The organism is Azospirillum brasilense (assembly GCF_007827815.1).
In the GTDB taxonomy this organism is placed as follows: Bacteria; Pseudomonadota; Alphaproteobacteria; order Azospirillales; family Azospirillaceae; genus Azospirillum; species Azospirillum brasilense_C.
Genome location: NZ_VITH01000005.1, coordinates 296,981 through 320,464, shown reverse-complemented (window position 1 = coordinate 320,464; position 23,484 = coordinate 296,981). Strand labels below are relative to the sequence as shown.

Genomic DNA, 23,484 nt, shown 5'->3' with positions numbered 1-23,484 from the left:
TTTCGGCCGGCCGCCCCGCGCAACCGGGCGGCGAATATTGCATCGTCGCGCATCCTGCTGTAGAGTGGGATGCGTCCGGTCTTTGTGCCCGCCCCTGGAATCGGGCGGCGGTTTGACAGAAAGATTGGATTTTAGTAATCTAGCCTGTCGGTGCCGGGTGTTTCAGCCGGCGCGGCTCCGCCGTTCCGGGCGGCGGTCCGGCTTGCGGCACGACCGCCCGACGAAGCGGAGCTGACGGCACAGGACCAGCGGGGGGAGGCCACCATGGGCGTCGCGATTCCGAATGCCTCGACGATGAACTGGTTCCAGTTCCGCGGCATCACCAACGAATTGGACTCCAACCTCGCATCCACCGACTACCGCCAGTTCACGGTGTCGAAGACCGGCGAATTCAATTTCAAGATCGCCGACATCAACACCAACATCAAGATCGTCGACCAGAACAACAAGGTCGTCGCCGAGGCGAAGGCGAAGAACGAGGCGGCGGAAACCAGCGCCAAGCTCGGCCCCGGCACCTACACCGCGGTGATCTCCCAGGCCGTCCGCGGGGTGAACGAGCGCGAATACACGCTCGACATCACCGAGCGCCAGAACATCATGATGGTGGCGACCGGCGCCCAGATGAAGGGCATCGCCCGCGCCGTCGTCGGCAACGACAGCGGCGTCCAGAAGCACACGCTGACCGTCGCCCAGGGCGGCGAGTTCGTCGGCAACATGTCCCTGCCCTACACGCGCTGGGCCCTCATGAGCAAGGAGGGCAAGGTCGTGGCCTCCGGCGACACGATGGACCCGACGAAATCGGGCGAGGACATGCTGAAGAAGCCCAGCTTCAAGATCGACCCCGGCCAGTACGAGCTGGTGATCGTCCCGCCGAAGAACGTGATCGGCGAAATCCCCTATCAGCTGAACTTCATCCAGAAGGTCGCCAAAACGCCCGAGTCGACCGAGGAACGCCCGTTCGACAAGATCATGCGGGAGCGCGAGGCGCGGCTGAAGCAGTGGGCGGCGGAGGACGCGAGCAAGTCGTCCAGCACGTCGAAGACCACTCCCTACAAGATGAGCCTGCTCGCCTGACGCCGCCGCCCGCGGCAAGGCCCTGAGCAAGGGGACTTGCGCGGCACGGGGCGTTCCGCGCTATTCTGCGGATCATGGATTTCACCGACACCCAGCTTCACCGTTATTCCCGCCACATCATCCTGCCGGAGGTCGGCGGCGTCGGGCAGGAGGCGCTGCTGCGCGCCCGCGTCCTGGTCGTCGGGGCCGGCGGGCTGGGCGCGCCGCTGCTGCTCTACCTCGCCGCGGCGGGGGTCGGCACCATCGGCGTCATCGACGACGACACGGTGGACCTGTCCAACCTGCAACGGCAGGTCATCCACGACGAATCGTCGCTCGGCGTTCCAAAGGTGGAGAGCGCCGCCGCCCGCATCCGCGCGCTGAACCCCGACGTGGCGGTGGAGGTGCACAAGACGCGCCTGACGAAGGACAACGCGCTGGACCTGATCGGGCGCTACGACATCGTGGCCGACGGCTCGGACAATTTCGCCACGCGCTTCCTGCTCAACGACGCCTGCTACTTCGCGGGCAGGACGCTGGTGTCGGCGGCGATCCTGCGCTTCGACGGGCAGGTCTCCACCTTCAAGGCGCATCTCGGCGACCCGCACCCCTGCTACCGCTGCCTGTTCCCGGAACCGCCGCCGCGCGGTCTGGTGCCGTCCTGCTCCGAGGGCGGCGTGCTGGGGGCGCTGGCCGGCTTCGTCGGTTCGCTCCAGACGACCGAGGTGCTGAAGGAGATCATGGGCATCGGCGAGGGCCTGTCGGGCAGCCTGATGATGCTGGACACGCTGCACGCCTCGTTCCAGCGCATCACCGTGCGCCGCGACCCGGACTGCCCCCTGTGCGGCGCCCACCCGACCATCCACGACCTGTCCGCCCACTGAGCGGCGGCTGAGAGGCTCCCCCCATGGAAGGTCCTGAAAACCTGTCCATCGTCCTGTTCGCGGGCGGCTTCGACCGGGTGCACTACGCCCTGGTGATGGCCAGCGCGGCGGCGGCGACCAACCGCAAGGTCACGCTGTTCTTCACCGGCCGCGCCCTGAACACGCTGCTGGCCGGGGACGCCGACGGCGCGCCGGGCTGGCACCGGCTGGACCCCGCCGACGACGGCAGCCGCCCGGCGGAGCGCGACGCCGCCTTCACCGCCAACGGGCTGGCCGGCTTCGAGGAGTTGCTGGAGGCCTGCGTGATGCTCAAGGTCACGGTCATGGCCTGCGAGATGGGGTTGCGCGCGCTCGGCCTGCCTGTTGGCGCGCCGCTGCGCCCCGACGTGCCGGTGACGACCGGCGGCGTCGTCACCTTCCTGAACGACGCGCCGAAGACCGGCGCGATCCTCTTCGTGTGAGCGCAATGACCGACGACCACAGCCCGGTGGATAATGGTTTGGTGATCGAGCACGCGAACCGCTTCGAGGCGATCGCCGCGGAGGGGTTCGAGGGCCACCCCTACCGGGACGCGCTGGCCCATCAGGCGCAGCATGTGACGGCGCACCCCGACCTCGCCCCGCGGGTGGCGCATGCCCTGCGCATGATGATCGGCTTCATCGAGGACAGCGACCCGGCGAAGCGCTTCGGCCCGAAGGTGGCGATCCTGCGCGAGGCTGTGGAGCTGTTGGAGGGGTAGCTTTCGCAACGCACACTTGGCCCCCACCCTTCCCTCCCCCGCTTCGCAGGAGAGGGAAAATCAGTCCCCTCCCCTGCGAAGCGGGAGAGGGTTAGGGAGGGGGCAAGGTCAGCGCTTGGGCATTTCGCTCAGATGGACTTGCTGTCCAGCGCGTAGCCGGCCGAGCGGACGGTGCGGATCAGGTCCATCTCCGTCTCCTCGTTCATCGCCTTGCGCAGGCGGCGGATGTGCACGTCCACGGTGCGCGGCTCGACATAGACGTCGTGGCCCCACACCACGTCGAGAAGCTGCTCGCGCGAGAAGACGCGGCCGGGGTGCTGCATGAAATGGCGCAGCAGGCGGAACTCGGTCGGCCCCAGATGCACGTCGCGCCCGTTCCGGCGCACCCGGTGGGCGGCCAGATCCATGGTCACGTCGGCGAACTGCAGCGTCTCGTCGGTCATGCCGGGGGCCGAGCGGCGCAGCACGGCGCGCATGCGGGCGACCAGCTCGGTCGGGGAGAAGGGCTTGGTGATGTAGTCGTCGGCGCCGGAGTTCAGGCCGCGCACGCGGTCCGCCTCCTCGCCGCGGGCGGTCAGCATGATGATCGGGATGTCGCGCATCTTGCTGTTGCGGCGCATCTGGCGGCAGACCTCCAGCCCCGACATCAGCGGCAGCATCCAGTCGAGCAGGACGATGTTCGGCGTCTGCTCGCCGGCCAGCAGAAGGGCTTCCTCGCCGTCGGTGGCGGCGTTCACGCGGAAGCCTTCCTTCTCCAGATTGTACTTCAGCAGCGTCACGATGTCGGCTTCGTCCTCGACGATGAGAACGAGCGGCTTCAGCGCCGAATTCATGCTTGTCCCGCTCCCACTGCGCGTCTCGCCGTCACGCGGCATGTCCCGCTCCATCGTTATCCGGGCCGCCGTCCCGCGGCAATCCCCGTTCCGCCGACTCAGTGGAGAGCCCCTCCGGCTCGACCACGGCGAAGCTGCTGCCGTCGCTCTTCGGGCGCGCAGCGCGCAGCGGCGTGCCGACCACCAGGTAATGGATGGTCTCGGCGATGTTGGTGGCGTGGTCGCCGATCCGCTCCAGGTTCTTCGCCATGAAGAGCAGATGCGTGCAGGGCGTGATGTTGCGCGGGTCCTCCATCATGTAGGTCAGGACCTCGCGGAACAGGCTGGTGTAGAGGTCGTCCAGCTCCTCGTCGCGTTCCCAGGCGGCGATGGCGCGCTGAACGTCGCGCTCGATGTAGGCGTCCAGCACGTCCTTCATGATCGACTCGACCAGCCGCCCCATGCGCGGGATGGCCACCGCCGGGCGCACCACCGGCACCTGGGCCAGCGCCAGCGAGCGCTTGGCGATGTTGGAGGCGTAGTCGCCGATCCGCTCCAGGTCCGACGCGATCTTCAGCGCCGACACGATCTCGCGCAGATCCTGGGCCAGCGGCTGGCGCAGGGCGAGCAGGCGCACGGCCTCGGCGTCGATGTCGCGCTCGTAGGCGTCGATGCGCTGGTCGGCCTGCATGACCTGGGCGGCCAGCGCGACGTCGCGGCGGGCCACTGCCTTCACGGCGGCGTCCACCTGCGCTTCGGCGACGCCGCCCATCTGGGTGATCAGGTTGGACAGGCGCTCAAGTTCGTGCGCGAAGGAACGCACGATGTGTTCGTTGCTCATGCTTCACGTCCTTCGCTGAGGAGGAGTCGCGGCGGTGCCCGGAATCAGAGGCCGGGAATCAGAGGCCGGGGATCAGCCGTAGCGGCCGGTGATGTAGCCCTGGGTGCGCTCGTCCCGCGGGTTGGTGAAGATTTCCTCGGTGTCGTCGCACTCCACCATGTCGCCCAGATGGAAGAAGGCGGTCTTCTGGGAGACGCGGGCCGCCTGCTGCATGTTGTGGGTGACGATGACGATCGTGTAGTTCTCGCGCAGTTCGTCGATCAGCTCCTCGATGTGGGCGGTCGCGATGGGGTCGAGCGCCGAGCAGGGCTCGTCCATCAGGATCACCTCGGGGCTGACGGCGATGGCGCGGGCGATGCACAGGCGCTGCTGCTGGCCGCCGGACAGGCCGGTGCCCGGCTCGCGCAGGCGATCCTTCACCTCGTTCCACAAGCCGGCGCGCTTCAGCGAGGTCTGGACGATCTCGTCCATCTCGTCGCGGTGGCTGGCGATGCCGTGGATGCGCGGGCCGTAGGCGATGTTGTCGTAGATCGACTTCGGGAAGGGGTTCGGCTTCTGGAAGACCATGCCGACGCGGGCGCGGAGCTGCACGGCGTCGATGTTCTTGCCGTAGACGTCCTCGCCGTCGAGCGCGATCAGCCCCTCGACGCGGCAGTTCTCAATGGTGTCGTTCATGCGGTTCAGGCAGCGCAGGAACGTCGACTTGCCGCAACCGGACGGACCGATCAGGGCCATCACGCGGTTTTCCTGGATCTCCAGGTTGATGCCCTTGAGCGCCTGTTTGGCCCCGTAGAACACCTTGACGTCGCGGGCGACCATCTTGGTGCCGTGGATGCCGGCGGCGGGACGCGAAGGCATGGCCGTGGCCGGGATGTGGGTCTGGACGCTCATGGGGTTACCAACGCCTCTCGAATTTCTTGCGCAGGAAGACGGCCAGGCCGTTCATCAGGATGAGGAAGGCGAGCAGGATCATGATCGCCGCGGAGGTGCGCTCCGTGAAGGCCCGCTCGGGGCTGTCCGCCCACATGTAGATCTGCACCGGGATGGCCGTGGCGCTGTCGGTCAGGCCGCCCGGGATGTCCACGATGAAGGCCACCATGCCGATCATCAGCAGCGGCGCCGTCTCGCCCAGCGCGCGGGCCATGCCGATGATGGTGCCGGTCAGGATGCCCGGCAGGGCCAGCGGCAGGACATGGTGCGTCACCGTCTGCAGCGGCGAGGCGCCGACGCCCAGCGCCGCTTCGCGGATCGACGGCGGCACCGCCTTCAGGGCGACGCGCGAGGCGATGATGATGACCGGCAGGGTCATCAGCGCCATCACCAAGCCGCCGACCAGAGGGGCGGAGCGCGGCAGACCGAAGAAGCCGAGGAACACCGCCAGACCCAGCAGGCCGAAGATGATCGACGGCACCGCGGCGAGGTTGTTGATGTTCACCTCGATCAGGTCGGTCCAGCGGTTCTTCGGCGCAAACTCCTCGAGGTAGACCGCGGCGGCGATGCCGATCGGCACCGACAGCAGCATGGTCACCACCAGCGTCAGGGCGGAGCCGACGACGGCCCCCAGGATGCCCGCCTGTTCCGGCTCGCGGCTGTCGCCGGCGGTGAACAGGGTGGTGTTGAAGGTGCTGCGGATGGAGCCGTTGGCGACCAGCGCGTCGATGGCGGCGATCTTGACGTCGTTCAGCCGGCGCTCGCTCTCCGGCACGTCGCGCCGGATGAAGCCCTTCATGAACTGGTCGATCTCGTCGTCGGCGCGGACCCAGACCGTCTGCGTGGTGCCGACGAGGGACGGGTTGGCGTTGACCTTCGCCTCCAGCTCGTACGGCGCGCCGGAGGACAGCAGGTCGTTCAGCGAGCGGCGGGTGGCGCGGTCAGTGGCGGTTGGGACCTGGGCGTAGAGCGCCTGCCGGAGAAGGGCGGTGTAGTTCCGCTCCTCCACCTGCTGCTTGTCCAGCGTCACCTCCAGCCGGATCTGCGCCTGCCAGAAGGCGGTGTAGCCCTTGCTGATGATCGAGCCGAGCAGAACCACCAGCATCAGCGAGGCGATCCCGACGGCGACCATCCCGGCGATCCGGAACCGGCGCTCCGCGGCGTAGCGGCGGCGCAGCCGGGCGGAGAACTCCTCGCTCTGGTAGCGCGACTTGGTGACGGCGACCGACATGGCCCGCGTATCCTGTTCCACGAGGTCAGTCATATTTCTCTCGATACTTCTGGACCACCCGGAGGGCGACCATGTTGAGGGTCAGGGTGACGACGAACAGGACGAGGCCGAGCCCAAAGGCCGACAGCGTCTTGGGACTGTCAAACTCCTGGTCGCCGACCAGCAGCGTGGCGATCTGCGTCGTCACCGTGGTCACCGCGTCCAGCGGGTTGGCGGTCAGGTTGGCGGTGAGGCCGGCGGCCATGGTGACGATCATCGTCTCGCCGATGGCGCGGCTGACCGCCAGCATGATGGCGGCGACGATGCCCGGCAGGGCGGCGGGCAGCACGACCAGCCGGATCGTCTCCGACTTGGTGGCGCCCAGCCCGTAGGAACCGTCGCGCAAGCTCTGCGGCACCGCGTTGATGACGTCGTCCGACAGCGAGCTGACGAAGGGGATAATCATCACGCCCATCACGAAGCCGGCGGCCAGCGCCGATTCCGAGCTGACGCTCAGCCCCAGGCTGTTGCCCACGTCGCGGACGAAGGGCGCCATGGTCAGGGCGGCGAAGAAGCCGTAGACCACGGTCGGGATGCCGGCCAGCACCTCCAGGATCGGCTTCAGCCAGGTGCGCAGGCCCGGGCTGGCGTATTCCGACATGAAGATGGCCGCCATCAGCCCGACCGGAACCGCCACCGCCATGGCGATGCCGGTGATCAGCAGCGTGCCGGCGAACAGCGGGATCGCGCCGAAGGAGCCGCTGGAGCCCACCTGGTCGGCGCGCATGGCCATCTGCGGGCTCCAATGCGTGCCGAACAGGAAGTCCAGCGGGTTGACCACCGCGAAGAAGCGGATCGCCTCGAACAGAAGCGACAGCACGATGCCGATGGTGGTCAGGATGGCGACCAGCGAGCAGATGACCAGCGCGATGTTGACCGTGCGCTCCACCCGGTTGCGGGCGCGCAGGTCGGGGTCGATGCGGCGGCGGGCGTAGAGCAGGCCGCCGATGGCGACGCAGCAGCCGATGACCAGCAGGCTCCAGTCGCCGAGCGCGTGCAGCCGCACGTAGCGTTCCGCCGCGGCAACCACCTCCGGATCGGGCTCGCGGCCGGTGGTGACGCCGTGGGCGAGGTTCAGGATGTCGGCGCGCAGCAGGCCGAGCGACTGGGCGTCGCCGTTGACCAGCCGGTCCGGCAGGCCGGACAGGACCATCTGCATGACCAGCCAGCCTTCCGACGCCCCCCAGAAGGCGAAGAGCAGCAGGGCCGGAAGCCCCGCCCAGAGGGCGACGTAGAAGCCGTGGTAGGACGGCACCGAATGAAGCTCGACGATGCGGCCGCCGACGGAGGCGACGGCACGCGACCGGCCCATCTGGTAACCGATCACTGTGAGCAGGGCCAGAATGATGAGCAGTACCGTGAGCTGCATGCGAAACCGCCGGAAATGGGCTGAAAACGGGCTCCTGGCACAAACGGGAAACCGGCGGCCCTCCGAGGAGAGCCGCCGGTTCCGTCAGCCGGTCAGAGCTGGAGCGGGGTCAGGTTGGTCGCCGAGGTGCGCGCGGCGTCGCGCTCTGCCTTCGGCATGGAGATCAGGCCCTTGTCGCCCAGATAGCCGTCCTCGCCCATCGCGCGCTCCGAGGTGTACTCGGCGATGAACTCGCGGATGCCCGGGATGACGCCGGCGTGGGCGTTCTTGATGTAGATGAACAGCGGGCGCGACAGCTCGTACTTGCCGGCCTGGACCGCTTCCGGCGACAGCTCGACGCCGTCCATCTTGGCGGTCTGCAGCTTGTCGCGGTTCTGGTCGTAGAAGCTGTAGCCGAACACGCCGAAGGCGTCCGGGTTGGCGGTCAGCTTCTGGACGATCAGGTTGTCGTTCTCGCCGGCCTCGACGTAGCCGCCGTCCTCGCGGATGGTCATGCAGGCCTTCTCGCGGGCCTTCTCGTCGGCGACCGCGGCCTTCACCTCGGCGACCTTCTTGCAGCCTTCGAGCATCACCAGCTCGTTGAAGGTGTCACGGGTGCCGGACGTCGGGGGCGGGCCGAGGACCTCGATCTCCTTGTTCGGGAGCTTCGGGTCGATGTCCGACCACTTCTTGTAGGGGTTGGCGACCATCTTGCCGTCGACCGGCACGTCCTTGGCCAGCGCCTTCCACAGGATCTGGGTGGTCAGGTCGGTGTGCGGGGCCTGCTTGGAGTAGGCGAGCGCGATGCCGTCGAAGCCGACCTTCAGCTCGGTGATCTGGGCGACGCCGTTGGCGGCGCACTGCTCGACCTCGGACTTCTTGATGCGGCGCGAGGCGTTCGCCACGTCCGGGTGCTGCGGGCCGACGCCCGCGCAGAACAGCTTCAGGCCGCCGCCGGTGCCCGTCGACTCGACGACCGGGGTCTTGAACTTGCCGCCCTTGCCGAAGGCCTCGGCAACCGCCGTGGTGAACGGGAACACGGTCGAGGAGCCGACGGCGCGGATCTGGTCGCGCGACTGAGCGTTCGCAGCACCCGCGAAGGCGGCGGTCATGGCGACGACCGCGGCGGCGGTGACGGCGAGCTTCTTGGAATTCACGGTATCCCTCCGATGGTCCGGTTGCCCCTTTTCCGGGGAACGCGATGGTCCAACCCCGTGCCGCTTCCCCCAGGGGCGGGCGGCTTGCGGGGCGGACACTAGTCGGGGTCCGCGACGCGCTGATTACGGTTTTATGACAGTTTCATGACGACGCCCACTTTCGGTCACGCCGGACGGGGTAGACGCAACCTTCAGGCTTGGCGCCGCGCGGGCTCCGCGGCGCGGCCCTCTCCCGACTCCTCAGACGCGGCGGGGAGATAGACCGTGAAGGTGCTGCCCACCCCGACCGCGCTTTCGATGGTCAGGCGGCCGCGGTGGCGGTTCACGATGTGCTTGACGATGGCCAGCCCCAGCCCGGTGCCGCCCATCGCCCGCGAGCGCGCGGCGTCGACGCGGTAGAAGCGTTCGGTCAGCCGCGGCAGATGGGTGCGGGCGATGCCCTCCCCCTGATCGCGCACGGCGACGGCGACCATTTGCATCCCTCGCCCGCCGCGTCCCGCCGGGCCGGACACCCCGACCGCCACGCCGTCGGCGAGCGACACGGCGACGGTCACGTCGGTGTTCTCGCGCGTGTATTTGATCGCGTTGCTGACGAGGTTCTGGAAGACCTGGGTGAGTTGGTCCTCGTCGCCGACCACCGCGGGCAGGTTCTCCGGCGCCTCCAGCGTCAGGCGGATGCGCCGGCTGGCCGCCTTCAGCTCCAGCGCCGCCATCACCCCGTCCAGCCGGTCCAGCACGTCGACCGTGCCGGCGGGCGGCATGTGCTCGTCCAGCTCGATCCGCGACAGCGACAGCAGGTCGTTGACGAGGCGGGCCATGCGGCTGGCCTGGTCCTGCATGATCGACAGGAAACGCTCGTGCGCCTCCAGATCCTCGCGGGCGGGGCCGCGCAGCGTCTCGATGAAGCCGAGCAGCGAGGACAGCGGGGTGCGCAGCTCGTGGCTGGCGTTGGCGATGAAGTCGGCGCGCATCTGCTCCGACCGGCGCAGCGCGGTGATGTCGTGCAGCGTCAGGATGACCATCCGCCCCGGCCCGGTCCCGGCGGGCGCCCCGTCCTCGCCGGGGACCGGGCGGGGGACGCGCCGCTGGAAGGGCTTGACCCGCACCTCGAACATGCGCTCCACCGGCACCGGCAGACTGAATTCCAGGATGCGCGAGGCGCCGCCCTTCAGCACGGCGTCCACCGCCTCCAGAACCGCCGGGTTGCGCAGCGAGGCGGCGAGGTCGCGGTCGAGGATGCGGTCGCCGAACAGGGCGCGCGCCGCCTGGTTGGCCCGGGCCACCTGCCGCTCCGCCCCGACCAGGACCAGCGGGTCGTGCAGCGCCTCGATGATGGATTCGTTGGCTTCGAGCTGGGCCAGCGCCAGTTCGGTGCGGGCGTTCATCACCCGGTGCAGCCGCACCGCCGCCGCCGCCGCCGCGCGCACCGGGCGGGAGGCGGTGACGGGCAGGGAGGGCGCCGGCTCCGTCGGGCCGGCGGCGAGCCGGGCCGCGTGGGCGGCCACCGTCCGCAGGTCGCGGAAATACAGCTGGATCATCAGCGCCACCCCGCCGATCCCGGCCAGCCCGCCCAGCATCGCCACCAGTGGCCCGATCGTCCCCTGCCGCCACAGCCCCCACAGGGCCGGCAGCAGCGGCGCCAGCACCAGCGCGGCGGCGAAGATCAACCGGAGGGGCGGCATCGGCTTGGGAGTCATGGACGGCGCTTTCCGTGCGTCATGCGGACGGTCTTGGAGACGGAACTCCGCTTTTACACCATCCCGCAAGCCGGCGAGCGGGCGTCACAAAAGATTAACGCGCGGACCGGGGAAAATGCCCGACCCGCGCGTCGTTCGAAGAGCCCCCTTCGCTCACCAGGGCAGCGAGTCGTGGGCCGCCAGCGCCGCCGCGGTGACCAGATCGCTGACCGAGGCGCCCATGGTGACGATCTGCGCCGGCTTGTCCAAGCCGATCAGCAGCGGGCCGATCATCTGCCCGCCGGCCATCTTCTGGAGCATCTTGGCCGTGATGTTGGCCGAATGCAGGCCGGGCATGATCAGCACGTTGGCCGGACCGGACAGGCGGCAGAAGGGGTAGACCCGCTTCATCAGCTGATGGTCCAGCGCGACGTCCGCCGACATCTCCCCGTCATACTCGAAGTCGACGCGGCGGCTGTCGAGGATGGCGATGGCCTCGCGCAGCGGGTCGGCGTGGGGGTGCGGGTGCTGGCCGAAGTTGGAGAAGGACAGCAGCGCCACCCGCGGCTCGTGCCCCATCTGGCGCGCCTTGGCCGCGGCGCCGACGGCGATGTCAGCCAGCGTCCGGCCGTCGGGGCGGACATGCACCGTGGTGTCGGCGATGAAGACCGTGCGGTTGCGGGTCAGGAAGACGTGCAGGCCGAAGACCGGCTCGTTCGCCTTGGCATCGATGACTCGGCGGACCTCCTCGAAGGCGACGCCGAAGCTGCGGGTCAGGCCGGTGACCATGGCGTGGGCGTCGCCCTGCGCCACCATCAGCGCGGCGAAGACGTTGCGGTCCTGGTTGACCATGCGCTGGCAGTCGCGCAGCAGGGCCCCCCGGCGCTGCATCCGGCGGTACAGATAGTCGCTGTAGCGGCGGTTGGCGTCGGAGATGCGGGCGTTGTGGATCTCCAGCGAGACGGCCGACTGGCCCATCGCCGCCAGCTGCTCCTTGATGACCGCCTCGCGCCCGATCAGCACCGGCGTGCCGAAACCGGCGGCGCGGTAGGCGAGCGCGGCGCGGATCGTCCGCTCCTCCTCGCCCTCGGCGAAGACGACACGGCGCGGGTTGGCCCGCAGCTTCTCCAGGATGAGCTGGAGGCTGTCCGCCGTCGGGTCGAGCCGGGTGCGCAGCGCGTTCCGGTAGCCCGCCAGATCGACGATGGGCTTGCGCGCCACGCCGGTCTCCATGGCGGCCTGGGCCACCGCGGCGGGGACCGTCACGATCAGCCGCGGGTCGAAGGGCACCGGGATGATGTATTCCGGCCCGTAGCGCAGGCGGCGCCCGGCGTAGGCGGCGTCCACCTCGTCCGGCACGTCCTCGCGGGCCAGGGCGGCCAGCGCCTTGGCGGCGGCGACCTTCATCGCCTCGTTGATGGTGGTCGCCCGCACGTCGAGCGCGCCGCGGAACAGGTAAGGGAAGCCCAGGACGTTGTTGACCTGGTTCGGGTAGTCGGAGCGGCCCGTCGCCACGATGGCGTCGGAGCGGACGGCCTTCACCTCCTCCGGGGTGATTTCCGGGTCGGGGTTGGCCAGCGCGAAGATGATCGGCTTCGCCGCCATCGACTTGACCATCTCCGGCGTCATGGCGCCCTTGGCCGACAGGCCGACGAAGACGTCGGAGCCGGCGACCGCCTCCTGGAGCGTGCGCTTGTCGGTCTCCACCGCGAAGGACGACTTCCACTGGTTCATGCCGTCGGTGCGGCCGCGGTAGACCACGCCCTTGGTGTCGCACAGGATGATGTTCTCGCGCGGCACGCCCATGGTCGTGAACAGCTCGGCGCAGGCGATGCCCGCCGCGCCGGCGCCGTTGACCACCATCGTCACGTCCTTGAGGGCCCGCCCGGTGATGTCGCAGGCGTTGATCAGGCCGGCGGCGGCGATGATGGCGGTGCCGTGCTGGTCGTCGTGGAAGACGGGGATGTCCAGCAGTTCGCGCAGGCGCTCCTCGATGATGAAGCAGTCCGGCGCCTTGATGTCCTCCAGGTTGATGCCGCCGAAGCTCGGCCCGAGGAAGCGGACGCAGTTGACGAACTCGTCGACGTTCTTGGTGTCGACTTCCAGGTCGATGCCGTCCACGTCGGCGAAGCGCTTGAAGAGGACCGCCTTGCCCTCCATCACCGGCTTGGAGGCGAGCGCGCCGAGGTCGCCCAGGCCCAGCACCGCCGTGCCGTTGGAGATAACGGCGACGATGTTGCCCTTGGCCGTGTAGTCGTAGGCCGTGCTGGGGTCCTCGGCGATGCGCAGGCAGGGAACGGCCACGCCCGGCGAATAGGCCAGCGACAGGTCGCGCTGGGTCGTCAGCGGCTTGGTGGGCGCGATCTCCAGCTTGCCCGGACGCCCGGAGGAGTGCAGCAGAAGGGCTTCTTCGTCGGTGACGCGCTTTGTATCGGGTTCGGTCATCGGGGTTCGGTTCCTGAGCGTGGGCTGTTGCAGCCGTTCTTCTTTGGGCCGGCCGTCGTTGTTTGTTCTCGGTTCCGGCCGGTCGGGCGGCGGATGTTAGCCCGCGCGGGCGCGTCCCGCCAGAGCGGGATCGCACGAAAGATGCGAATTTTTCCTGGAATACGACATATCAGATCACGAACGATGATCGAAGCGATCATTCCGTGCCCGAAAGGAAGCTCAGCAGCCCTCAGCCATGTCGTAGATGGCGTCCATGTCGCTGATCAGAACCTTGTTGCCTTCCTGCAGCGAGATCACGCCGGCGGTCTTCAGCTGGGTGAAGGTGCGGCTGACCGTCTCGGTGGTCAGGCCCAGGTAATCGGCGATGTCGGCCCGGCTCATCGGCACGTAGACAGGGTTTTCCTTGTGACCGCGCCGGGCGGCGCGCTGGGACAGCATCAGCAGGAAGGAGCAGATCTTCTCCTTCGCCGTCTTGCGGCCGAGCAGGAGCATCTGGTCCTGCGCCGCCGCCAGCTCGTTCGAGGCCATGGAGAAGAGACGGCGCTGCATCTTCGGGAACTCGTCCATCAGCGCGTCGATCTTCTTGCGCGGGAAGCGGCAGAGCGTCGCCGCCGTGACCGTTTCCGCGGTGTAGGCGTAGCTGTCGTTGACGGCCAGCCCCAGGAAGTCGCCGGTGACGAGGAAGCCGGTGATCTGGCGGCGCCCGTCCGGCAGCAGCTTGTAGAGCTTCACGGTGCCGGCGGTGACGTTGTAGAGCGCGTCGGCCGCGTCGCCTTCGCTGAACAGGGTCTGTCCGGCTTCGACGCGGGAGGTCTGGAGGATGTCGGCGAGACGGCGCAGTTCCTCGGGATCCAGAGCGGCGCAGACGGTCAGACTGCGCACGGGACAGGCCCCACAGGGATTCATCTCACTCGCCGCGCCCTTTTCGCGGGCGCGTCCCATGTCAAAGGGTGGCATGGCATGACCCAACCCTTAGCCGTACAACGCTCCCATAATCGTCATATTCGGTCTGTTTCGCAACGGTGCTCGCAGGGACCGTGGCCGAATTGCCATAGCCACGCCTTAAGAGCGGCCTCCTCACCGCCCCTTCGGCGGGCTCGACGGCTCGGCGTTCGGGCGTGGCGGCTCGTCGTCGAACAGGATGCGGTGGGCCGCCCCGTCGAGATCGTCAAACTGCCCGGACTTGAGAGCCCACAGGAACGCCCCCAGGCCCATCAGCCCCAGGCTCAGCGCGATCGCGATCAGATAGAGAAGCTCGGTCATCGGTCAGGTCCTTGGTCACCGCGCCGCGGCTGAGCCGCAGGGCGTTGGCGATAACGATCAGGGAGGAGGAGGACATGGCCAGCGCCGCCAGCAGCGGCGTCAGCATGCCCGCCATGGCGATGGGCACCGCGAACAGGTTGTAGACCAGCGCGATGCCGAAATTCTGGCGCACCAGCCGCCCGGAACGACGGGACACCTCGAGCGCCTCCAGGATGGGGCGCAGGCGGCGGCCCTGGAACACCACGTCGGCGGCGGTCTGGCTGACGTCCACCGCGGTGGACGGCGACATCGACACGCTGGCCGCGGCCAGCGCCGGGGCATCGTTCAGCCCGTCGCCGACCATCAGCACCTTGCGGCCCTCGGCGGCGAGGGCGTCGAGGACGGCGGTCTTGTCGGCGGGCGTCTGACCGGCCCGCCAGTCCTCGATGCCCAGCTGCGCGGCCACCGCGGCCACGGCACCACGGCGGTCACCGGACAGCAGCCGGACGTCGAGGCCTCGCGCCTTCAGCCCGCGCACCACCGCCGCGGCGTCGGCGCGCGGCGCGTCGAGGAAGGTGATGCGCACCGGGGCGGCGCCGGGGCGGGCCAGCCACAGCTCCGGCCCGGCGGCGTCCTCCGCCGTGTCCGGCGCGCCGGTGAAGGCGCGGCTGCCCAGCCGGATCTCCCCACCAGAGTCATCCAAGGCAAGGCCGGCGCCGGGAACCTCGCGCACGCCGGCGGCGACGGGGACGTTGGGCAGCGCACGTGTCAGGGCGCGGGCCAGCGGGTGGCGGCTGGCCCCGGCGAGCGCGGCGGCGAGGCGCAGGTCGTCCTCGGCCACGCCGTCGAGCTGCGGGACGGGGCGCCCCTCGGTCAGCGTGCCGGTCTTGTCGAAGACCACCGTGTCGATGACGGCCAGCCGCTCCAGCGCCGTGGCGGTCTTCAGCAGGATGCCCTGCCGCATCAGCCGCCCGCTGGCGATCACCTGCACCACCGGAACGGCGAGCGCCAGCGCGCAGGGGCAGGTGATGATCAGCACAGCGACGGCGTTCATCAGCGAATCCTGCCAGGGCAGCCCGCCGAGCAGCAGCCAGCCGAGGAAGGTGCCCAGCGCCGCCACATGGACGACCGGGGCGTAATGGCGCGACACCCGGTCGGCGATGGCGACGTATTTGGCGCGGCCCTGCTCCGCCACCTCCATCAGCCGGACGATCTCGGCCAGCAGCGTGCCCTCGCCCACCGCCGTGACGGTCACGCGCAGCGGGGCGGTAAGGTTGAGCATGCCGGCGAACACGCGGTCGCCGGGGCGCACGCTGCCCGGCACCGTCTCGCCGGTGATCAGGGCGGTGTCGAGGTCGGACACGCCGTCGGCCACCGTGCCGTCCACCGCGACCCGCTCGCCCACCGCCACCAGGATGGTGGAGCCGGGGCTGACCTGATCCGGCGGGACGATGGCGCTGCGCCCGTCCTCGTTCAGCACGGTCACCGAGGTGGCGTGCAGGCCGAGAAGCTGCTCCGCCGCCGAGCGCGCCCGGCCGCGCGCCCGCTGGTCGAGGTAGCGGCCGATCAGCAGGAAGAACAGCAGCATCATCGCGCCGTCGAAATAGGCGTGCTGGCCGCTGTTGATGGTCTCGAACAGGCTCATGCTGGTGGCGAGCAGGACGCCGATGGTGATCGGCACGTCCATGTTCGTCCGCCCGCGGCGCAGCGCCTGGAAGGCGGAGCGCGCGAAGGGCCGCAGGGCGTAGGCGATGGCCGGCATGCAGACCAGCGCCGACAGCCAGTGCATCAGGTCGCGGGTGGCGGAGCCCATGCCCGTCGCATGGCCGGCCCAGACCGACACCGACAGCAGCATGACGTTGCTGGCGCCGAAGCCGGCGACGGCCAGCGAACGCAGAAGCTCCTTCTCCGTCTTCGCCTGAGCGTCGCCCAGCCGCTCCGGGTCGAAGGGCACCGCGCGGTAGCCGATGCGGGCGACGGTGTCGACGACCGTGTTGGCGTCGGTCTCGGCCGCGCGCCACGTCACCGAGAGGCGGCGCGTCGTCATGTTCAGCCGCGCGTGCGTCACCCCCGGCTGGCGGGCCAGCGCCGTCTCGATCAGCCAGACGCAGGCCGCGCATTGCAGCCCGTCGATCATCAGGTGCAACGAGGCGGTGCCGTCGGTTCCCGGTTTGGCGTGCGGGGCGTAGTCGAGCGGCGGCGCCTCGCCGTCGGGGCGCAGGGGCCGGGCAGCGGGATCGACGCAGCGCCGCTCGTAGTAGCGTTCCAGCCCGAGCCCGCGGACGAGGTCGTAGGCCGCCGCGCAGCCGGTGCAGCAGAAGGGGCCGGCGCCGTCGGAGGCGGTGGTGCCGGTGCCCTCGGGATGCTCCTGCCCGCAGTGGAGGCAGACGGTCATGTCACGAAACCCGTGTGCTGGTGTGCCGTGCGCCCGTTCGATGGACGCTTACTTGGGGGACGCGTACTTGGGGGACACTTACTTGACGAAGAGGCGCTGTTCGTCCTGGTAGTCGCCCGTGGAATGGTGGATCTCCACCCGCAGGTCCCACTGGCCGGGCAGCGGCAGCGACACCGGGGCGGCGAAGCGGCCCTCGCCCAGATAAGGCAGGTCGAGGCGCACGTCGTGGCCCTCGCTGGTCGGGCGGATGAAGGCGACCTTCACCTCGGCGTCCTTCAGCAGGTTGCCGTATTTGTCGTGCAGCGTCAGCGCCAGGATGCCCTTCTGCGCCTCAGTGCTGGTGAAGTCGGTGGAGACCTTCCAGCCGCGCTCGGCCTGGGCGCGGGCGCCGGCCAGATCGTCGTTGTACTTCAGGCCCTTCATGAAATGCTGCTCGGTCTGGACGCCGGTCCAGCTCGACAGGGCGAAGTGCAGCATCACGCCGTTGACCGCGATCACGACGGCGAATCCGGCCACGAAGATCCAGGGGATGTACCAGCCGGGCTGGCGGCCGGTCCGGCGGGGCGGGGTGCGGCGGGTTCCGGCGTCGGTGGACAGCGTCATCGTCGTCTTGACCTTTGGTGAATGCAGCGCGAAGAGCCGGTCGGGATCAGTTGGCCGGCCCCATGAAGACGGAGTCATAGGTCGCCACCTCACCATCGGCCGAGGTAAGCCTGAAGGTAAGGGGCTGGGAGGTGCCTTGCAAACCGGTGCGCGGCGCGGTCACGAAAATTCTGTAGGTCGCCACCATGTCCGCCCCGGCGGTCAGGCGCTGGGTGCCGGCCTGCTCGTCCTGGCCGTCGCCGGCCACCGACAGGCTGGCCCCCGCCACCCCGGACACCGCCAGCGTGTAGGCGCGCGGGTCGCGGGTCATGTTGGAGATCTTGAAGGTGTAGGCGTTGCGCACCGACCCGTCAGACAGCGCCACGAACAGCGGAGCGCGGTCGCGCAGGACGCTGATGTCCAGCCCCGGCTTCAGCAGCAGCCCGACCCCGATGCCGCCGGCGATGACCAGCATCATCAGCGTGTAGAGGATCGTGCGCGGGCGCAGCAGGCGGTAGGGCACCGGCTGCCCGCCGGTGGCGACGGCCACCTGATTGGTCTGGGTGTCGAACGTGATGAGGCCGGTGGGGCGCCCGACCTTGGTCATGATCTCGTCGCAGGCGTCGATGCACAGGCCGCAGCCGATGCACTGCATCTGCAGCCCGTCGCGGATGTCGATGCCGGCGGGGCAGACCTGGACGCAGTTGAAGCAGTCGATGCAGTCGCCCAACCCCTCGGCCTTGCGCTCCTCCCAGCTCTGCGACTTGCGCAGCAGGCTGCGGCCTTCGCCGCGCCAGTCCTGGTAGGTGACGATCAGGCTGTCCTCGTCGATCATCGCCGACTGGAAGCGCGGCCACGGGCACATGTAGGTGCAAACCTGCTCCCGCGCGAAACCGGCCAGCAGATAGGTGGTGGCGGTGAACAGGCCGATGAAGCCGAGCGCGGTCGAGGACACCTCGAAGCGCAGCATCTCGCCGAGCAGGGTCGGGGCGTCGGTGAAGTAGAAGATCCAGGCGCCGCCGGTCGCCAGCGCGATCAGCAGCCAGATCAGGTTCTTCATCACCTTGCGCCCGGCCTTCCGGGCGGTCCAGGGGCCCTGGTCGAGGCGGATGCGCTCGCCGCGGTCGCCCTCGACCAGCCGTTCAACCCAGACATAGAGGTCGGTCCACACCGTCTGCGGGCAGGCGTAGCCGCACCAGACGCGGCCGGCCAGCGAGGTCGCCAGGAACAGGCCCAGCGCCGCCAGGATCAGCGCGCCGGTCAGGTAATAGATCTGCTGCGGCCACAGCTCGACGAAGAACAGGTAGAAGCGGCGGTTGGCGAGGTCGAGCAGCACCGCCTGGTCGGGGGCGTTCGGCCCGCGGTCCCAGCGGACCCAGGGCAGCACGTAGTAGATGGCCAGCAGAACCGCCAGCGCCGCCCACTTGAGGCTGCGGAAGGGGCCGTGCACCGCCTTGGGATAGACCTTGGCGTGCTTCTGGTACATGGAGCGCGACGCGCGGCGCGGCGCCTTCGGCGGGGCAGCGGGTGCATTCCCGGCAGACGGGACCGGGCCTTCCAAGACATCGCTTCGCGGTGGCGGCTGTTCGGTGGTCGCGCTCATGACCTCGCCTTCTTCGTCTGGCGTCCGCCCTTGGGGCGGCTTGGCCAAGCCGACATGGTTCGGCCGTGGCGAAGGGACTATGGCGGCACAACGTCACAGGGGCATTGCGCTGGATCAAAGGATTCGGGGGCGGAATCGGGGTGCTTGCGCCCTCCCCCGCGCCCGTGTCGCGGGCCGGAGCAAAGATGCCCAGACAAAGAACCAGACAAAGAAAATGCCGGGGAGTCGCCTCCCCGGCACCGAAGTCCGGCGGACCCGCCGGGGGGGCGTCCCCCACCCCGGCGGGTCCTCCTGTCTGGACGGCTTACTTGCCGCCGCCCAGGTTGTGCACGTAGACGGCCAGCGACTTGATCGTCGCGTCGTCCAGACGCTTCGACCAGGCGGGCATCACGCCGGCGCGGCCGTTCGTGATGGTCTGGACCAGCGTGGCCTTGTCGCCGCCATACAGCCAGTTGGCCGTGACGAGCGGCGGAGCGCCGACCTCCATGCCGACCGCGAGCGAGCCCTGCGCGTTCTCGCCGTGGCAGGCGGCGCAGTTCTCGTCGTAGACGGTCTTGCCCTTCTCCGCGGCGGCGGCGTCGGTCGACCGCTTGTTCAGCGACAGGATGTACTCGGCGACCTGACCGATCTGGTCACGGTTCAGGATGCCGTCCCGGCCGAAGGCGGTCATGCCGATGCCGACGGTGCCGCGGGTGTCGCCGTCATCCGCACGGATGCCGTGCTGGATGGTCTTGTAGATGTCGGCGGTGGTGCCGCCCCACAGCCACACGTCGTCGGCGAGCGTCGGGAAGCCCTTGGCGCCCTGGCCACCGGCGCCGTGGCAGGCCGCGCAGTTCTCGTTGAAGTACGACCGGCCGCCGGCCATCGCGAAGGCAAGGAGGTCCTTGTTCTTCTGGATGTCCTCGACGGAGGTCGCCGCGATGGCCGTCAGGTACTTTTCCTGGGCCTTCTTGCCGTCGGCGACCTTCTGCACCAACTCCTCGCGCTGCGAGTAGCCGAGCAGGCCCTTCGTGTAGCTCTTGCCCAGCGGCCAGGCCGGGTAGAGCACGTAGTAGACGAGGGACCACGCGATGCAGACGTAGAAGATGTACAGCCACCACTTGGGCAGGGGGTTGTTCAGCTCCCGCAGGCCGTCCCACTCGTGGCCGGTGGTCTCGACGCCGGACAGGGCGTCCTTTTCTTTCTGTGCCATGGCCTAAAACTCCTGACCATCTTCCTTGAGCGGGATCCGGGAGGCGTCTTCGAACTTGCCCCGGTTGCCTGGCCACATGGCGTAGACCACGATGCCGGTGAAGAGCAGGGCCAGCCAGACGGTCCAGAAGGACCGCAGGGCGACAGTGATCGAATCCAAGTCCATGGATCCCTCCCGGTTACTGCTGGAGCTGCTTGGGCGACTGGTACTTGGTGAAGTCCACCATGGTGCCCAGGACCTGCAGGTAGGCCACCAGCGCGTCCATTTCGGTGACGCCCTTGTTGCCCGTGAAGTTGGCCACGACGGCCTTCGGGTAGCGCTTCATCAGACCGGCCGTGTCGGCGTCCGGGTTCTTCTGCGCTTCGAGGTCGGCCTTGGCGCTGGCGATCTGCTCGTCCGTGTAGGGGACGCCGACGATGCGCAGGGTCTTCATGTGATCCTGGATGTCGGTGTACTTCAGCGGACGGTCCTTCATCCAGGCGTAGCCCGGCATGATCGACTCCGGCACCACGGCGCGCGGATCGACCAGATGGGCCACCTGCCAGTCGTGGGAGTACTTGCCGCCCACGCGGGCCAGGTCCGGACCGGTGCGCTTGGAGCCCCACTGGAAGGGATGGTCGTACATGCTTTCCGCAGCCAGCGAGTAGTGACCGTAACGCTCCACCTCATCGCGGAACGGACGGATCTGCTGGCTGTGGCAGTTGTAGCAGCCTTCGCGGAAGTAGATGTTCTGGCCAGCCAGTTCGAGCGGCGAATAGGGACGGACCCCATCCACCTTCTCGATCGTCGACTCGATCGTGAACAGCGGGACGATCTGGACGAGGCCGCCGATCGACACGGTGATCAGGATCAGGACGATGAGCAGAAGCGTGTTCCGCTCGATCGTGTCGTGACTAAAGCCCTTTTTTTGCTCAGCCATTTTCTCAGTTCCTCCGGCGTCAGGCCGCACCGACCGCCGCCTTGTGCGGGGCGGAGGCATAGGGCTTCTCGATGCGGACGTCACCCTTGGCCGTGCGCCACAGGTTGTAGACCATGATCAGGGCACCAGCCAGGAACAGGACGCCGCCCAGAGCACGGATCACGTAGAAGGGATGCATGGCCGCGACCGTCTCGACGAACGAGTACTGGAGGAAGCCGAGGTTGTCGTAGGCGCGCCACATCAGGCCCTGCATGATGCCCGACACCCACATGGCGGTGATGTAGAGCACGATGCCGATGGTGGCGGTCCAGAAGTGGTAGCTGACCAGACGCAGGCTGTAGAGCTGCGAGCGCTTCCACAGGACCGGGACCAGATAGTAGATCGCGCCGAAGGAGATGAAGGCCACCCAGCCGAGCGCACCGGAGTGCACGTGGCCGATCGTCCAGTCGGTGTAGTGCGACAGGGCGTTGACCGGCTTCACCGACATCAGGGGGCCCTCGAAGGTCGACATGCCGTAGAAGGCCACCGACGTCACGAGGAAGCGCAGGACCGGGTCGGTGCGCAGCTTGTCCCAGGCACCCGACAGGGTCATGATGCCGTTGATCATGCCACCCCAGGACGGCATCCACAGCATGACCGAGAAGGTCATGCCCAGCGTCTGCGCCCAGTCCGGCAGGGCCGTGTAGTGCAGGTGGTGCGGGCCGGCCCAGATGTAGAGGAAGATCAGCGTCCAGAAGTGCACGATCGACAGGCGGTACGAATAGACCGGCCGCTCCGCGCGCTTCGGAACGAAGTAGTACATGATGCCGAGGAAGCCGGCGGTCAGGAAGAAGCCGACCGCGTTGTGGCCGTACCACCACTGCACCATGGCGCTCTGCACGCCCGAGACGAACGGGTAGGACTTCATCCCGGTCAGCGACACCGGGACGTTGACGTTGTTGCCGATGTGGAGGATCGCGACGGTCAGGATGAACGCCATGAAGAACCAGTTGGCGACGTAGATGTGCGACTCCTTGCGGGTCATCACCGTGCCGACGAACTGGATGGCGTAGAGGACCCAGATGACCGTCAGGTAGAGGTCGAGGATCCACTCCGGCTCCGCATACTCCTTGCCCTGGGTGTAGCCGAGCACGTAGCTCAGCGCCGCCAGGACGATGAAGATGTTGTAGTTCCAGAAGACGAACTTCGTGAGGCCTTCACCGCCGAACAGGAACTGGCGGCTGGTGCGCTGCACGGAGTAGAGCGAGGTGGCGAACAGGACGTTGCCGCCGAACGCGAAGATCACGGCCGACGTGTGGACCGGCCGCAGGCGCCCGAAGCTCGTCCACTCAAGGCCGAGATTCAGCGCCGGAAAAGCGAGCTGCAGCGCGATGAAGACGCCGGCGAGGAAGCCGACGACGCCCCAGAACACTGCAGCGATGACGAAGAGTCGGACGGCGTCTTCGTAGTAACGCACATTTTCCGACACCCGCTGGCTGCCCAGGGCGGCCCCTGGCGTCAGAGTCGCTGATGTCATTCAATCTCTCCCGTTTGCCCCGGGCGGCTCGGGCCGCTCCCTCTGAGGTTGCACCACCGCTGGGTACGTACTGTTAAGGAGGGGGGCAGGTTCACATACGATGCACTTCTTATGCGGACGCCGGTTGCGCCTGCCTCCAATAATCCCAATATGTGTAGGGGTGGACCTTGCAACATTGATCTACGTCAACGACCGGTCTTACCGGTGCCTGCCATCGTTCACCGTCCTTCACGCGGTCGGACGGGCATGGACGAAAGCTTCATCGCGAAACCTCTCGGTCAGCGTCAGATCGACCAGGCCTATCCGCTGGTGCGGGCCATCTTCCCGGACTTGCCGGTGGAGCAATGGCGCGCATTTGCCGCAGCACTTATCGGGCCGGTTGATACCCCCGCGACGCCGTCGGGCATCATGACCGTGCAGAACGCACGGGGGTACCTCCATGGACTTTTCTCATACGCTATTGCGGAGCATCTTCGCCACGGCCGAATTCTGGCGGTGGAGAATTTCGTCGTGCTCGATCTGTTCGACATGAGCGGCCCCGCGGAGACTTTGCTGCGCTCGATGGACCGGCTGGCGCGCGGCCACAGATGCACGGCGATCCACACCTCCCTGCCGGAATTGCTGGCCGGGGAGACCGGGTCGCGCGGGTCGCTGCTGACCTGCTTTCACCAGGACGGGCACCGCACGGAAACCTTGCGGCTGTGCAAGGCGATGGACGGCGCCAACGACAACCGCGCGCATCGGTCGCAGGCGGAAAGCCCGCACGGCATCCCGTAAGTCCCACCGGAACGGGCAGGCGCCCCGCCCTATCCCGCGAATCCCGGCCCCGTTTCCCACGACTCCGTTTCCCACGACTCCGGCGACGTGACCGTTTGCTCGG

22 protein-coding genes are annotated in these 23,484 nt (G+C 68.3%); 5 read left to right on the top strand and 17 right to left on the bottom strand.

Going from position 1 to position 23,484, the window contains the following annotated elements:
• The first annotated feature begins 264 nt into the window (after nt 1-264).
• From FBZ83_RS12710 to FBZ83_RS12695, 4 genes are all read left to right on the top strand, one after another.
• On the top strand, nt 265-1,074 hold the full coding sequence (locus tag FBZ83_RS12710; RefSeq protein WP_145683064.1) for a hypothetical protein: 810 nt from the start codon (nt 265-267) through the stop codon (nt 1,072-1,074).
• A gap of 74 nt (nt 1,075-1,148) precedes the next feature.
• Nucleotides 1,149-1,937 carry a HesA/MoeB/ThiF family protein gene (locus tag FBZ83_RS12705; protein ID WP_145683061.1) on the top strand — a complete coding sequence of 263 codons (789 nt, stop codon included), beginning with the start codon at nt 1,149-1,151 and terminating at the stop codon, nt 1,935-1,937.
• 23 nt (nt 1,938-1,960) lie between these two features.
• A complete protein-coding gene (locus tag FBZ83_RS12700) occupies nt 1,961-2,398 on the top strand; it encodes a DsrE family protein (RefSeq protein ID WP_145683058.1) in 438 nt (145 codons plus the stop codon).
• A 5-nt stretch (nt 2,399-2,403) separates the two neighbouring features.
• Nucleotides 2,404-2,676 (top strand): hypothetical protein, encoded by a 273-nt coding sequence (locus FBZ83_RS12695; RefSeq protein ID WP_145683055.1) that lies wholly within the window; start codon nt 2,404-2,406, stop codon nt 2,674-2,676.
• Between the two features lie 128 nt (nt 2,677-2,804).
• Here the strand turns inward: FBZ83_RS12695 and phoB are convergent, their stop codons facing one another.
• The 17 genes from phoB to ccoN form a co-directional block, all read right to left on the bottom strand.
• A complete protein-coding gene (phoB, locus tag FBZ83_RS12690; RefSeq protein WP_014238776.1) occupies nt 2,805-3,509 on the bottom strand; it encodes a phosphate regulon transcriptional regulator PhoB in 705 nt (234 codons plus the stop codon).
• A 31-nt stretch (nt 3,510-3,540) separates the two neighbouring features.
• The gene (gene phoU / locus FBZ83_RS12685; RefSeq protein WP_145683052.1) at nt 3,541-4,329 is read right to left on the bottom strand and encodes a phosphate signaling complex protein PhoU; all 789 of its coding nucleotides are present in this window, start codon (nt 4,327-4,329) and stop codon (nt 3,541-3,543) included.
• A 72-nt stretch (nt 4,330-4,401) separates the two neighbouring features.
• Nucleotides 4,402-5,187 carry a phosphate ABC transporter ATP-binding protein PstB gene (pstB, locus tag FBZ83_RS12680; RefSeq protein ID WP_186466067.1) on the bottom strand — a complete coding sequence of 262 codons (786 nt, stop codon included), beginning with the start codon at nt 5,185-5,187 and terminating at the stop codon, nt 4,402-4,404.
• A 37-nt stretch (nt 5,188-5,224) separates the two neighbouring features.
• Nucleotides 5,225-6,523, bottom strand: coding sequence for a phosphate ABC transporter permease PstA (pstA, locus tag FBZ83_RS12675; RefSeq protein WP_211101651.1), 1,299 nt, complete (start codon nt 6,521-6,523; stop codon nt 5,225-5,227).
• Nucleotides 6,516-7,898 carry a phosphate ABC transporter permease subunit PstC gene (gene pstC / locus FBZ83_RS12670; RefSeq protein ID WP_114861507.1) on the bottom strand — a complete coding sequence of 461 codons (1,383 nt, stop codon included), beginning with the start codon at nt 7,896-7,898 and terminating at the stop codon, nt 6,516-6,518. Before pstC ends, pstA begins: the two co-directional genes overlap by 8 nt.
• 92 nt (nt 7,899-7,990) lie before the next feature.
• Entirely contained in the window at nt 7,991-9,034 is a 1,044-nt protein-coding gene (locus FBZ83_RS12665; RefSeq protein WP_114861506.1) for a PstS family phosphate ABC transporter substrate-binding protein, read from the bottom strand.
• A gap of 191 nt (nt 9,035-9,225) precedes the next feature.
• The gene (locus tag FBZ83_RS12660) at nt 9,226-10,731 is read right to left on the bottom strand and encodes an ATP-binding protein (protein WP_145683046.1); all 1,506 of its coding nucleotides are present in this window, start codon (nt 10,729-10,731) and stop codon (nt 9,226-9,228) included.
• 153 nt (nt 10,732-10,884) lie between these two features.
• The gene (locus FBZ83_RS12655; protein ID WP_145683043.1) at nt 10,885-13,155 is read right to left on the bottom strand and encodes an NADP-dependent malic enzyme; all 2,271 of its coding nucleotides are present in this window, start codon (nt 13,153-13,155) and stop codon (nt 10,885-10,887) included.
• 219 nt (nt 13,156-13,374) lie between these two features.
• Nucleotides 13,375-14,037 carry a Crp/Fnr family transcriptional regulator gene (locus FBZ83_RS12650; RefSeq protein ID WP_247873943.1) on the bottom strand — a complete coding sequence of 221 codons (663 nt, stop codon included), beginning with the start codon at nt 14,035-14,037 and terminating at the stop codon, nt 13,375-13,377.
• Nucleotides 14,038-14,232: 195 nt separating this feature from the next.
• Nucleotides 14,233-14,370, bottom strand: coding sequence for a cbb3-type cytochrome oxidase assembly protein CcoS (gene ccoS, locus FBZ83_RS31930; protein WP_247873944.1), 138 nt, complete (start codon nt 14,368-14,370; stop codon nt 14,233-14,235).
• Nucleotides 14,324-16,792, bottom strand: coding sequence for a heavy metal translocating P-type ATPase (locus FBZ83_RS12640; RefSeq protein ID WP_145683041.1), 2,469 nt, complete (start codon nt 16,790-16,792; stop codon nt 14,324-14,326). Before FBZ83_RS12640 ends, ccoS begins: the two co-directional genes overlap by 47 nt.
• Before the next feature lie 78 nt (nt 16,793-16,870).
• Nucleotides 16,871-17,395, bottom strand: a complete 525-nt coding sequence (locus FBZ83_RS12635) for a FixH family protein (protein WP_145683038.1) — start codon at nt 17,393-17,395, stop codon at nt 16,871-16,873.
• Nucleotides 17,396-17,441: 46 nt separating this feature from the next.
• Nucleotides 17,442-18,977 carry a cytochrome c oxidase accessory protein CcoG gene (ccoG, locus tag FBZ83_RS12630; RefSeq protein ID WP_145683035.1) on the bottom strand — a complete coding sequence of 512 codons (1,536 nt, stop codon included), beginning with the start codon at nt 18,975-18,977 and terminating at the stop codon, nt 17,442-17,444.
• A gap of 304 nt (nt 18,978-19,281) precedes the next feature.
• On the bottom strand, nt 19,282-20,169 hold the full coding sequence (gene ccoP / locus FBZ83_RS12625) for a cytochrome-c oxidase, cbb3-type subunit III (protein ID WP_035672924.1): 888 nt from the start codon (nt 20,167-20,169) through the stop codon (nt 19,282-19,284).
• 3 nt (nt 20,170-20,172) lie between these two features.
• Nucleotides 20,173-20,334: a cbb3-type cytochrome c oxidase subunit 3 gene (locus FBZ83_RS12620; protein WP_014238792.1), complete on the bottom strand. Its 162-nt coding sequence runs from the start codon at nt 20,332-20,334 to the stop codon at nt 20,173-20,175.
• Between the two features lie 13 nt (nt 20,335-20,347).
• Nucleotides 20,348-21,088 carry a cytochrome-c oxidase, cbb3-type subunit II gene (gene ccoO, locus FBZ83_RS12615; protein ID WP_145675884.1) on the bottom strand — a complete coding sequence of 247 codons (741 nt, stop codon included), beginning with the start codon at nt 21,086-21,088 and terminating at the stop codon, nt 20,348-20,350.
• Nucleotides 21,089-21,107: 19 nt separating this feature from the next.
• Nucleotides 21,108-22,604, bottom strand: a complete 1,497-nt coding sequence (gene ccoN / locus FBZ83_RS12610) for a cytochrome-c oxidase, cbb3-type subunit I (RefSeq protein ID WP_014238794.1) — start codon at nt 22,602-22,604, stop codon at nt 21,108-21,110.
• A gap of 246 nt (nt 22,605-22,850) precedes the next feature.
• Here ccoN and FBZ83_RS12605 point away from each other — a divergent pair, with 246 nt between their 5' ends.
• Complete coding sequence (locus tag FBZ83_RS12605; protein ID WP_145683032.1) at nt 22,851-23,381, top strand: hypothetical protein; 531 nt, start codon at nt 22,851-22,853, stop codon at nt 23,379-23,381.
• Nucleotides 23,382-23,484: the final 103 nt, after the last annotated feature.